The sequence below is a fragment of the Herbaspirillum sp. RV1423 genome, assembly GCF_000577615.1.
Taxonomy (GTDB): Bacteria; Pseudomonadota; Gammaproteobacteria; order Burkholderiales; family Burkholderiaceae_D; genus Herbaspirillum.
The window spans coordinates 12,898-25,508 of the sequence record NZ_CBXX010000003.1; the positions used below are offsets into that span (position 1 = coordinate 12,898).

The window sequence follows — 12,611 nt, forward strand, 5'->3', positions numbered from 1 at the left end:
AAAACAGCTTGGCGACAACTTCAGCGATAGCATCTTCCCGGTTGCACCGGCGGCCGGTTGCGCCACACAAGACAGGAACAAGAATATCGTTATTTTCAAATGACCTTCCGCAGCGGCGCGCAAGCTTCCTGCGCACCGGCCTTCTCGTCCCCGCTCCCCTCTACTTCCCCGCCACGCTTGCTGCAGCGAAATGAAATAAAACGTTACCAGACTTGTAAGCAGTCGTTCGGCGCGTTATGCTGGCGCCCCTGAACCGTATGCGGATGCCGCATGCTTATTCTCACGGAGCAGCCGGAGACGCCTTGTTCGTCCTGTCTTGCGCCCATTGGATAGAAATGGATAAATGATGAAAAAATGGACATGGATGTTGTGTTTGGTATGCGCCGGCGCTGCTCATGCCGAAAACTGGCAATCGATCGGTGGTACCGATCAGGCCGAACTGTCGATGGACGTCGACTCGATCAAGGAAAGCAAAGGCATCCGCGAAGCCTGGTCCATGTGGAATTTCAAGGCTGCCCGCCCGAATAACGACAGCAACTTCCCGTCGCTGAAGTCGTATCGGGACATGCATCAATACAATTGCAAGGAACAGTCATTGAAGCTGACGCGCGAAATCATCTTCGCGGAAAACGACGGCAAGGGCGCCAAGCTTGACCATTCCGACGCGCTGAAGAGCATGCAGTTCGTCAAGCCGGCACCGAACTCGGTGGGCGACGCGATGTTGCAACTGGTGTGCGGCTACGAAATTCCGGCAACGAAGAAATAAATTCTTATCCATTCGCAATACAATCAGGGCGCCCGATGGCGCCCTTTTCTTTAGCCCTGGGATCATCGCGTCCAAAGAAAAAGGAGTCACGGGGACTCCTTTTTCATTCAGACCAACAACAACAACAACAACAACAACAACAACAACAACAACAACAACGACAACCTCGCCGGAGTCGCTCAGCTCAACTCTTCCAGGCGAATCTTCATGACGCTGCCCATGACCGTCGGCAAGGCTTCGATCTTGGCGATCGCCGCCTCGATGTTGCGCTCCAGGGTCTGGTGCGTGAGCATGATGATATCGGTCTGGGTTTCGCCTTCCGACGGCTCCTTTTGCAACATGGCGTCGATCGAAATCGATGAATCCGCCAATATGCGTGTGACATCGGCCAGCACGCCCGGCTTGTCGGCTACATGCATGCGCAGGTAGTAGCTGGTGGTGACGTCCTGGATGGGCAGGACCGGCGTATCGGCCATGGCATGCGGCTGGAACGCCAGGTAAGGCACGCGGTGCTCCGGATCGGCAGTAGCCAGGCGGGTGATGTCGACCAGGTCGGCGATCACGGCCGATGCGGTCGGCTCGGAACCGGCGCCCTTGCCGTAGTACAGCGTCTCGCCGACGGCGTCGCCGCGCACCATCACGGCATTCATCGCGCCTTCGACGTTGGCGATCAGGCGGCCCGACGGAATCAGCGTCGGATGCACGCGCAGTTCGATGCCCTTGGCGGTCTGGCGTGTGATGCCCAACAGCTTGATGCGGTAGCCCAGTTGCTCGGCGTAGCGGATGTCGGTGGCCTGCAGTTTGGTGATGCCTTCCACATGCGCCTTGTCGAACTGCACCGGAATACCGAACGCGATCGAGGCCATGATGGTCAGCTTGTGCGCGGCGTCGACGCCTTCGATGTCGAAGGTCGGATCGGCTTCGGCATAGCCCAGCCGTTGCGCCTCTTTCAGCACGACGTCGAAGTCCAGTCCTTTGTCGCGCATCTCGGACAGGATGAAGTTGGTGGTGCCGTTGATGATGCCGGCGATCCACTGGATGCGGTTAGCGGTGAGTCCTTCGCGCAATGCCTTGATGATGGGGATGCCGCCGGCGACGGCCGCTTCGAATGCGACCATCACGCCCTTTTCCTGCGCCGCCTTGAAAATCTCGTTGCCGTGCGTGGCGATCAGCGCCTTGTTGGCGGTCACCACATGCTTGCCGTTGGCGATCGCCTTGAGCACCAGATCCTTGGCCAGGCCGTAGCCGCCGATCAACTCGATGACGATATCGATGTCCGGGCTGTCGACGACCAGATTGGCGTCGTTGACCACTTTGACTTGTCCATTGGTCAGCTCGGTGGCGCGCTCCGTGTTCAGATCGGCCACCATGGTAATTTCAATGCCGCGCCCTGCGCGCCGCGCAATTTCTTCCTGATTGCGCTTCAATACATTGAAAGTACCGGAACCCACGGTGCCGATGCCGAGCAAGCCTACTTTGATGGATTTCATAATGTCTTCGTGGTTGATAAAAAAGACCGCCGTGATGAAACTGAAATGGGCGGGTGCTGCGGTAAAACGATCACTACCGGATTTCCGGCCACGCGCGAAAATCCGGTTTACAAGATACGAAATCAGGCCGTGCCGTGGCGCCTGCGGTAGCCCTCGAGGAAATGCGCAATGCGTCCCATCGATTCGGTCAGGTCGTCAGTGTTCGGCAGGAACACCACACGGAAGTGATCCGGCGTCGGGCAGTTGAAACCGGTGCCCTGGACGATCAGCACTTTCTCTTCGGCCAGCAGTTCGTAAGCGAACTCCTGGTCGTCCTTGATCGGATAGACCGCGGGATCGAGGCGCGGGAACATGTACAGCGCCGACTTCGGCTTGACGCAGGTCACCCCCGGGATATCAGTCAGCAGCTTGTGCGCGAGGTCGCGCTGCTTGGCCAGGCGGCCGCTCGGCGCCACCAGGTCGTTGATGCTCTGGTAGCCGCCCAACGCAGTCTGGATCGCATACTGCCCCGGCGCGTTGGCGCACAGGCGCATCGACGCCAGCATGTTGAGGCCTTCGATGTAATCCTTGGCGTGCTTCTTCTCGCCCGAGACCACCATCCAGCCGGCGCGGTAACCGCAGGAACGGTAGTTTTTGGATAGCCCGTTGAACGTGATGAACAGCACATCGTCAGCCAGCGATGCCAGCGAGGCATGCGTGTTGCCGTCGTACAAGACCTTGTCGTAGATCTCGTCTGCGAAGATGATCAGTTGGTGCTGGCGCGCGACTTCGACCAGTTCCTGCAACACTTCGGTGGTGTACAGCGCGCCGGTAGGATTGTTCGGATTGATGACGACAATGGCCTTGGTATTGGGTGTGATCTTCTTCCTGATATCCGCGATGTCGGGCTGCCAGCCGGCCTGCTCGTCGCAGACGTAATGCACCGGCGTGCCGCCGGACAGGCTGACTGCCGCGGTCCACAACGGATAATCCGGCGACGGCACCAGCACCTCGTCGCCGGTGTTGAGCAAGGCGTTCATGCTCATGACGATCAACTCGGAAGCGCCGTTGCCGAGATAGATGTCATCGATGGTGACGTCCTGGATGTGCTTTTGCTGGGTGTAATGCATGACCGACTTGCGCGGTGCGAACAGCCCCTTGGAGTCGGTATAGCCCGAGGCGTTGCCCATGTTGCGGATCATGTCCTGCACGATCTCGTCCGGCGCATCGAAGCCGAACGCAGCCAGGTTGCCGATGTTCAGCTTGATGATCTTGTGGCCTTCTTCTTCCATTTGCCGCGCTTTTTCCAGCACGGGGCCTCGAATGTCGTAGCAGACATCCGCCAGTTTTTTCGATTTGTGAATCGGTCGCACAGTGTAAATCCTTTGTATGAAGCCGGTCCGGCAAGGCCGGACGGAGTGGCGTGCCGCATCGCCAGAACCAACCATTTTGCCGAAAGCCCTCCATTTTATCAATGAATAAAACATAGTCCCGAACCGGAAAACGCTACAATGCAGCACTTTAAGACCTTATTGCCCCAATTTGCCACGGCCTCGCCGCCGCGTCAGGCATCTCGGCACTGCGCGCCATGAAGCTCCATTCCACAGAAACCCAGCAATACCAGACCGTCACCTCCTATGACGACAGCGGCGTCGAACTCAACGCCATCCGTTTCGATCATAGCCTGCTCGTGCTTCCCGAGACCCCGCCGGTGGACTGGCCCGTGGCCTCGTTCGAGCAATTGGACGTCGGGCATTTCTCTCAGATCGACGCTACCCGGCCGGATGTCGTAATCCTCGGCACCGGGCAACGCCAGCGCTTCGTCCATCCCAGGCTGACGGTGGCGCTGACCGAGCGTCGCATCGGCGTCGAATGCATGGACAACCAGGCTGCTTGCCGGACCTACAACATCCTCATGGCAGAAGGCCGAAAAGTGGCGCTGGCATTGATTATCGAAGCAAAAACCGCTTAAAAACTGCTAAGGACATCGCCCTGATGCGCGAATTGTACAAATCCAAAGCGTTCGTCTGGACGCTGCTCATTCTGTTCCTGCTGGTGTGGTTCTACATGCTCGGCGCCCGCACCCTGGTGCCTACCGATGAAGGCCGCTACGCCGAAATGGCGCGCGAAATGGTCGCCACCCAGGACTGGATCACCACTCGCCTGAACGGCATCAAGTATTTCGAAAAACCGCCGCTGCAAACCTGGATGAACGCCATCACTTTCGAGCTGTTCGGACTGGGAGAATGGCAGGCGCGTTTGTGGACCGGCCTGTGCGGCCTGTTCGGCATCGGCCTGGTGGCCTATACCGGCCGCCGCGTATTCAACGACCGCGTGGCGTTCTATGCGCCGCTGGTGCTGGCATCGAGCCTGTTCTGGGCCGGCATGGGTCACATCAATACGCTCGACATGGGGCTGGCCGGGATGATGACCTTGAGCGTGTGCGCCCTGCTGCTGGCGCAGCGCAACGACGCCAACCGCGACGAACAGCGCAACTGGATGTTGCTGTGCTGGGCCGGCATGGCGCTGGCGGTGCTGTCGAAGGGATTGATCGGCATCGTGCTGCCGGGCGCCGTGCTGGTGCTGTACACGCTCTTTTCGCGCGACTGGGCGATCTGGAAAAGACTGCATTTGATCAAGGGGCTGGTCCTGTTCTTCGTCATCACTGCCCCCTGGTTCGTGCTGGTGTCGCTGAAGAATCCTGAATTTCCGCAATTCTTCTTCATCCACGAACACTTCCAGCGCTTCACGACCAAAATCCATAGCCGCACCGGTCCCTGGTATTACTTCATTCCCATCCTGCTGCTGGGCATCATTCCCTGGCTGGGCGTCTTAGTGCAAAGTCTGTGGCATGGCCTGCGCGAAGATTCCGGTGCGGGCAGCTTCAACAGCCTGTCCAACGGCAGATTCCAGCCGCGCAAGATGCTGCTGATCTGGTCGGTGTTCATCTTCGTGTTTTTCAGCATCTCCGATTCCAAGCTGCCGTCCTACATCTTGCCGATCTTCCCGACGCTGGCGCTGCTGATTGCCAGCTATCTTGAGCGCGCATCCTTCAAAGCCATCGTCTGGTCGGCATCGATAGTCGCCGTACCCTGCGCCATCGCCATGGCGTTCATTCCGCGCGTGCCGTCGCTGGCCAAGGATGCCTATTCGCTGCCGCTGGTCACGGCGCACGTGCCGTGGATTTACGCCGCGACCATCGTCGCCTTCGTCGGCGCCGTACTGGCGATCCGCTTTGCGCGATCGCAAAAGGATCTGGCCGTGGTCCTCCTGGCGGCTTCGGCGTTCATCGCCGGACAATTGCTGATGCTGGGCCACGACCCGCAAGGGCGCTATTCCGCAGGCGTCGATTACGTCCCGGCGCTGCAACAGGAGCTGACGCCGGAAACGCCAATGTATTTGGTCGGCCGCTATGAACAGGCCTTGCCGTTCTACCTGCGCCGCACGATGACGCTGGTGCGCCATGCCGATGAAATGGAGTTCGGCCTGAAGCAGGAACCGCAACTGTGGCTGCCGACCGTTGACGCTTTCGTCGCGCAATGGGTCGCCGACCATGCCGCCGGCAAGAAGGACATCGCCATCATGGATCCGGCCATCTATGCCGACCTGAAGCAACGCGGCCTCCCGATGCGACTGATCGGCCAGGACCCGCGCCGCGTCATTGTGGCCAATAATCCCGACGCTGCGGCAGCCGACGACAAGAGCAAGAAAGCCAATCCATGAATCTCACCACCTTCGGTTTCATCTTCGTCGGCATCTGCCTCAACGCGGTTGCGCAACTACTACTCAAGGCCGGCACCAACGCTGTCGGCGCGATCCACCTGACGGCCGACAACTGGTTCCCCATCGGTATCAAGCTGGCCACGCAATTGCCAATCATCGGCGGCCTGACCTGCTACGTGATTTCAGTCGGCGTCTGGATCATCGGCCTGTCGCGCGTAGACGTGACGATCGCTTATCCTTTGCTGTCGCTGGGCTACATCATCAACGCCGTCGGGGCCTGGTATTTCCTCGGCGAAGCGGTGTCGGCGCAGCGCCTGCTGGCGATCGGCGTCATCATCGTCGGCGTGATTCTGCTGACCAGAAGCTGATCCATTCAGACTTCGCTGATTTACAATACGCGGCGGTATGCAATGACATTGTGACAAACGCCTTGCAACGCCGACCGAATTTCACCATCAGATCATTGCGAGCACTCCATGACTCAGCCCTTCCTGCCATTCTCCAGACCAACCATTGACGAGCCCACCATCGCCGCCGTCGCCGATGTGCTGCGCTCAGGCTGGCTCACCAGCGGCCCCAAAGTGCAGGCGTTTGAAAAAGCCCTGTCCGACTATTTCGGCGGACGCCTCGTTCGCACGTTCAATTCCGGCACCTGCACGATGGAAATCGCCCTGCGCATCGCCGGTATCGGCGCCGGCGACGAAGTGATCACGACGCCGATCTCCTGGGTGGCCACCGCCAACGTCATTATCGAAACCGGCGCCACGCCTGTTTTTGCCGATATCGATCCGATCACCCGCAATATCGACCTCGACAAGCTGGAAGCCGCCATCACGCCGCGCACCAAGGCGGTGATCCCGGTTTACCTGTCGGGCCTGCCGGTCGACATGGACCGCCTGTACGCGATCGCCAAAAAGCACAAGCTGCGCGTGGTCGAAGACGCTGCCCAAGCCCTGGGTTCAACCTGGAAAGGCAAGCGCATCGGCGCGTTCGGCGATTTCGTGTCGTTCAGCTTCCAGGCCAACAAGAACGTCACCAGCTCCGAAGGCGGTTGCCTGGTTGTCAACAACGCCGACGAAGCCCGGCTGGCAGAAAAATATCGCCTGCAGGGCGTGACCCGCAGCGGCTTCGACGGGCTTGAAGTCGACGTGCTGGGCGGCAAGTTCAATATGACGGACGTGGCCGCCGCCATCGGGCTGGGCCAATTTGCCCATATCGACGCCATCACCGAAAAGCGCCGCGGACTGGCAAAGCACTATTTCGAGGTTTTTGGCAACGATTTCGAAGCCCGGACCGGTGCGCAACTACCAGTCGCGGACTTTGAAAACTCCAACTGGCACATGTTCCAGTTGGTCCTGCCGGAGCGCATCACCCGCGCCGCCTTTATGGAAAAGATGATGGAACGCCAGATCGGCATCGGCTACCACTACCCGCCCATCCATCTGCTCAAGCTATACCGCGACCGCGGCTTCAAGGAAGGCATGTTCCCCGTCGCCGAGCGCGTCGGGCGCCTGATCGTGTCGCTGCCGATGTTTACTGCAATGAGTAAAGAAGATGTCGAACGCGCAGTCGGCGCGGTAAAATCCGTGCTCGCATAAATCTGCGGCATTTCATGTCTGCAAAGCAACATCTGCGGACATGTCTGGGTTGCAAGGCGATTGTCCACCATATGGTATGCGGCTTGCATGGCATGGTTTACATTATCGCTTTCAACACAGCAATCTTTCATTTCAGGACTTGATGAAACCAGAACTTTCTGTCGTCATTCCCGTATATAACGAGGAATCCGGCCTTGCCAAGCTCTTTGCCCGCCTTTACCCGGCGCTGGATGCTTTAGGCATCACTTACGAAATCATTTACATCAACGACGGCAGCCGCGACAAGTCCGCAGCGATCCTGGCCGAACAATACCGCGCTCGTCCCGATGTCACCCGCGTCGTCCTGTTCAACGGCAACTACGGCCAGCATATGGCGATCCTGGCCGGCTTCGAAGCCACCCGCGGCGAGATCGTCGTCACGCTCGACGCCGACCTGCAGAATCCGCCCGAAGAAATCGGCAACCTGATCGCCAAGATGCGCGAAGGCTACGACTATGTCGGTTCGATCCGCCGCCAGCGTCAGGACTCGGCGTGGCGCACCTGGGCCTCCAAGGCCATGAATCGCCTGCGCGAAAAGATCACCCACATCAAGATGACCGACCAGGGCAACATGCTGCGCGCCTATGGCCGCAACGTCATCGATCTGGTCAACCAATGCCGTGAAGTGAATACCTTCGTGCCGGCACTTGCTTACACCTTTGCGCGCAAGCCGACCGAAATCATCGTCGAGCACGAAGAACGCTCCGCGGGCGAATCGAAATATTCGCTGTACAGCCTGATCCGCCTGAATTTCGATCTGGTCACCGGCTTCTCGCTGGTACCGCTGCAGTTCTTTTCGCTGCTCGGCATCGGCCTGTCGTTCGCCTCGGCCGCGCTGTTCATTCTGATGGTGATCCGCCGCTTCATCCTCGGCGCTGAAGTGCAAGGCGTGTTCACGCTGTTCGCCATCACCTTCTTCCTGATCGGCGTAATCCTGTTCGGCATCGGCCTGCTCGGCGAATATATCGGCCGCATATACTTGCAGGTGCGCGCGCGTCCGCGCTATGTCGTGCAGGCATTGCTTGAGCAATCTTCCGAACAAGACAAACAAACCTCATGAACGCCGTCGTTTTTGCCTACCATGATGTCGGCGTGCGCTGCCTGAAGGTATTGTTGGCGCGCGGCGTGCGTGTGGCGCTGGTGGTGACGCACGAAGACAATCCGGACGAGAATATCTGGTTCAGTTCGGTCGCGGACGTGTGCCGCGAATACGGCATTCCCTACATCACACCGAACGATCCGAAATCGCCGCAATTGCTGACCCAGGTGCAGGCAGCCCAGCCGGACTTCATCTTCAGCTTCTACTATCGCCACATGCTGCCGGTTAATCTGCTGGCCTTGGCCAAACATGGCGCCTACAACATGCATGGTTCGCTGCTGCCGAAATACCGCGGCCGTGTGCCAATCAACTGGGCGGTCCTGCACGGCGAGACCGAAACCGGCGCCACCCTCCACGAGATGGCTGCAAAGCCAGATGCCGGCGCCATCGTGGCGCAGACTTCCGTGCCTATCCTGCCGGACGACACGGCTTATGAGGTCTTCGGCAAGGTAGTGGTTGCCGCCGAGCAAACCCTGTGGCGCGTGCTGCCGCTGATGCTGTCCGGACGCACGCCCAAACTGCCCAACGACCTCAGCAAAGGCAGCTATTTCGGCGGCCGCAAACCGGAAGACGGACGCATCGACTGGAAAAAACCCGCGCAGCACGTGCATAATCTGGTCCGTACTGTCGCGCCGCCCTATCCCGGCGCGTTCGAAGAAATCGCGGGTGATAAAATCACGCTGGTAAGAACGCGCCTGATCCCGGCCTCCGCCCGCCCCACGCTTGAGAGGTCGCACGGCGCGCAAGACAAGTTCTTTGAAGGCGGCCGCCTCTATGCACGCTGCGGCGACGGCAACTACCTGCAAATCCTGGGCATCCAGATCAACGATCAGGATGTCTCTCTTAACAATTATCTGAAATACATGGCGGTCTAGGCCGTCCACTCACTATGAAAAAAGTCCTCATTCTCGGCGTCAACGGCTTCATCGGCCACCACTTGTCCAAGCGCATCCTGGAAACCACAGACTGGCATGTCTACGGCATGGACATGATGACCGACCGCATCACCGACATCCTTGAAAACGAGACATACAAATCGCGCATGCACTTCTTCGAGGGCGACATCACAATCAACAAGGAGTGGGTCGAGTACCACGTCAAGAAATGCGACGTGATCCTGCCGCTGGTGGCGATCGCCACGCCATCCACTTACGTCAGCAAGCCGCTGCGCGTGTTTGAACTGGACTTCGAAGCCAACCTGCCGATCGTGCGCTCGGCCGCCAAGTACGGCAAGCATCTGGTGTTTCCGTCGACCTCCGAAGTCTACGGCATGTGCCATGACGACGAATTCGATCCCGAAGAATCCGAACTGATCTGCGGCCCGATCAACAAGCCGCGCTGGATCTATTCGTGCGCCAAGCAATTGATGGATCGCGTGATCTGGGGCTACGGCATGGAAGACAACCTGAACTTCACGCTGTTCCGTCCGTTCAACTGGATCGGCGCCGGACTCGACTCGATCCATACGCCGAAGGAAGGCAGTTCGCGCGTGGTCACGCAATTCTTCGGTCACATCGTGCGCGGCGAGAACATTTCGCTGGTCGACGGCGGCCAGCAAAAACGCGCCTTCACCTACATCGACGACGGCATCGACGCACTGATGAAGATCATCGCCAACGAAGGCGGTATCGCCACGGGCAAGATCTACAATATCGGCAATCCGACCAACAATTACTCGATCCGCGAATTGGCCGACATGATGCTGAAGCTGGCTGCAGAATATCCGGAGTACGCCGACTCGGCCAAGCAGGTCAAACTGGTGGAAACCACGTCGACGGCCTACTACGGCAAGGGTTACCAGGACGTACAGAACCGCGTTCCGAAAATCACCAATACCTGCGGAGAGCTGAACTGGAAACCGACCTTCACCATGGCCGACACCCTGCGCAACATCTTTGATGCTTACCGCAGCCAGGTTGCCGAAGCCAGGGCCTTGGTCGACTAAGCGCCATTGTTGCAAGGGATTCGCCTGCCTGGGCGTATCCCTGCCCTCCTCTTCCATCCGCGGCCGGCATTTGCCGCCGTCTCGGCACTCGCTCCTGTTTTATCCTCTACAAACCGGAATGAATCCTTAAAATGGGTTTATTCGCCACGTCTTTCGTGCCACAATTTAGCCATCAGGCAACCGGCCCGCAAGAACAACGTCGGCGCTGACAAGCTTCCCCATCAAGAAAGCAAGAGACCTTGCCCCAGATCACTCTCAAAATCGATGCCGATACTTATCGCGGCACGCGCGAAGGCGTTCCCAATCTGGTCCAGCAATTGCTGCGCCATGACGCCAATGCGACCTTCCTGTTTTCGCTGGGGCCGGACCATACCGGCTGGGCGCTCAAACAGGTATTCCGCCCCGGTTTCTTCAGCAAGGTGTCGCGCACTTCCGTGGTCGAACATTACGGCATCAAGACGCTGATGTACGGAACGTTGCTGCCGGCGCCGGATATCGGCAAGACCTGCGCAAAATACATGCGGGCGGTGCGCGACGCTGGCTTCGAATGCGGCATCCATACCTGGGACCACCGGGTATGGCAGGACAACGTTCGCACGCGCGATGCGCAATGGACCAGGGAAACGATGCAGCGCTCATATGCGCGCTTTCACGACATCTTCGGCCATGCTCCGGTCACGCACGGCGCCGCCGGCTGGCAGATGAATGAATACGCATTCGCGCAACTCGATGAGTTCGGCATCGCCTATTCCTCCGACGGCCGCGCGATGCTCAATGAAGACGGCTCGCTCTACGACGCTGCTGCGGGCCCGCATCGCCTGAAACTGGGAGACAAGACCTCATCATGCGTGCAATTGCCGACCACGCTGCCGACGCTGGACGAGCTGCTCGGCCGCACCATCAACGGCGTTGTCATGGATGCGTCAAATGTCGCCGCTATACTGTTGCGATTGACGGAGCAGCGCCGCGACCATGTCTTTACTTTGCATGCCGAACTTGAAGGACAAAAACTTGCCCCCATCTTCGAACAATTGCTGCTTGGCTGGCGGGCACAGGGCTACGATCTGGTATCGATGGGAGATTACTACCAGACCGTGAAAGACGATGTTTTGCCGAACCTTCCCGTCGCATGGGGCGAGTTGCCGGGTCGCTCCGGCGACATGATCCTGCAGGCAGCATGACCGGACTCCACTCTCGACGACACAATACGAACACTTACTTCGGGGCGCTATTTTGACTGACGATACACCATCCATACTGAACAAGATCGTGCCGGAATTTTCCGCTGCGATGACCAGCGGCAAAACCTTTACGCTGTCGGACTACAAAGGCAAGAATCTGGTGCTGTACTTTTATCCGAAAGACAATACGCCGGGCTGCACCACCGAAGGCATCCAGTTCCGCGATATGTATCCCGAATTCCAGAAACACAACACCGAGATTTTCGGCATCAGCCGCGACAGCCTGAAGTCCCATGAAAACTTCAAAGGCAAACTGGAAATGCCTTTCGAACTGATCTCCGATCCTGACGAAACGCTATGTATCATGTTCGATGTGATGAAAATGAAGAACATGTATGGCAAGAAAGTCCGCGGCGTCGAACGCAGTACGTTTGTGATTGACGAATCGGGCAAATTGGTGAAAGAATGGCGTGGAGTGAAGGTGCCATCGCACGTTGACGAAGTGCTGAGCTTCGTGAAGACAATTGCTTGAGAAACGTTTCCGCACGCGGACAACGTTTCCCATAGTAGCGACAGAATCGATCTGAAACATCATTTTGCCGCCGCCAGCCGAAAGATGCGGTCATTTTAGATAAGCCTTTGAATTCAAACAGAAAAATGTTTTTTGGAAGCCGTTTTTGGATCAGGTCCCGAACCTGCCAAAACGGCTTTTTTACTTTGCAATTTAGTCCTTCCACTAATCAAGCCCTCCTTCCTCTTTTCCTGTGCCTGTCAGCGGTGCATGCCTGTAC

Annotated in this window: 12 protein-coding genes; 10 read left to right on the forward strand and 2 right to left on the reverse strand. The window is 58.1% G+C overall.

The annotated features are described in order from the left end of the window. The first annotated feature begins 346 nt into the window (after positions 1-346). Positions 347-766: a surface-adhesin E family protein gene (locus tag RV1423_RS03495; RefSeq protein ID WP_034293232.1), complete on the forward strand. Its 420-nt coding sequence runs from the start codon at positions 347-349 to the stop codon at positions 764-766. A 179-nt stretch (positions 767-945) separates the two neighbouring features. Here RV1423_RS03495 and RV1423_RS03500 read toward each other — a convergent pair whose 3' ends face one another. Both RV1423_RS03500 and RV1423_RS03505 read right to left on the reverse strand, forming a co-directional pair. After that, positions 946-2,256, reverse strand: coding sequence for a homoserine dehydrogenase (locus RV1423_RS03500; RefSeq protein ID WP_034293233.1), 1,311 nt, complete (start codon positions 2,254-2,256; stop codon positions 946-948). 122 nt (positions 2,257-2,378) lie between these two features. Beyond that, a complete protein-coding gene (locus tag RV1423_RS03505; protein WP_034293235.1) occupies positions 2,379-3,608 on the reverse strand; it encodes a pyridoxal phosphate-dependent aminotransferase in 1,230 nt (409 codons plus the stop codon). Positions 3,609-3,823: 215 nt separating this feature from the next. Between RV1423_RS03505 and RV1423_RS03510 the strand changes: the two genes are divergently transcribed. From RV1423_RS03510 to RV1423_RS03550, 9 genes are all read left to right on the forward strand, one after another. Next, complete coding sequence (locus tag RV1423_RS03510; RefSeq protein WP_034293237.1) at positions 3,824-4,207, forward strand: Mth938-like domain-containing protein; 384 nt, start codon at positions 3,824-3,826, stop codon at positions 4,205-4,207. 23 nt (positions 4,208-4,230) lie between these two features. Next, on the forward strand, positions 4,231-5,958 hold the full coding sequence (locus RV1423_RS03515; protein WP_034293239.1) for a glycosyltransferase family 39 protein: 1,728 nt from the start codon (positions 4,231-4,233) through the stop codon (positions 5,956-5,958). Further along, positions 5,955-6,326: an EamA family transporter gene (locus RV1423_RS03520; RefSeq protein ID WP_034293241.1), complete on the forward strand. Its 372-nt coding sequence runs from the start codon at positions 5,955-5,957 to the stop codon at positions 6,324-6,326. The genes RV1423_RS03515 and RV1423_RS03520 overlap by 4 nt, the downstream gene beginning before the upstream one ends. Before the next feature lie 108 nt (positions 6,327-6,434). After that, positions 6,435-7,556 (forward strand): DegT/DnrJ/EryC1/StrS aminotransferase family protein, encoded by a 1,122-nt coding sequence (locus tag RV1423_RS03525; RefSeq protein ID WP_034293243.1) that lies wholly within the window; start codon positions 6,435-6,437, stop codon positions 7,554-7,556. 142 nt (positions 7,557-7,698) lie between these two features. Then, positions 7,699-8,655 (forward strand): glycosyltransferase, encoded by a 957-nt coding sequence (locus tag RV1423_RS03530; protein ID WP_034293245.1) that lies wholly within the window; start codon positions 7,699-7,701, stop codon positions 8,653-8,655. Then, positions 8,652-9,569, forward strand: a complete 918-nt coding sequence (locus RV1423_RS03535; protein WP_034293248.1) for a formyltransferase — start codon at positions 8,652-8,654, stop codon at positions 9,567-9,569. Before RV1423_RS03530 ends, RV1423_RS03535 begins: the two co-directional genes overlap by 4 nt. A 14-nt stretch (positions 9,570-9,583) precedes the next feature. Beyond that, a complete protein-coding gene (locus tag RV1423_RS03540; protein ID WP_034293251.1) occupies positions 9,584-10,639 on the forward strand; it encodes a bifunctional UDP-4-keto-pentose/UDP-xylose synthase in 1,056 nt (351 codons plus the stop codon). A gap of 239 nt (positions 10,640-10,878) precedes the next feature. Then, a complete protein-coding gene (locus RV1423_RS03545; protein ID WP_034293252.1) occupies positions 10,879-11,820 on the forward strand; it encodes a polysaccharide deacetylase family protein in 942 nt (313 codons plus the stop codon). 52 nt (positions 11,821-11,872) lie between these two features. Beyond that, complete coding sequence (locus RV1423_RS03550; RefSeq protein ID WP_255344191.1) at positions 11,873-12,352, forward strand: peroxiredoxin; 480 nt, start codon at positions 11,873-11,875, stop codon at positions 12,350-12,352. Positions 12,353-12,611 lie beyond the last annotated feature (259 nt).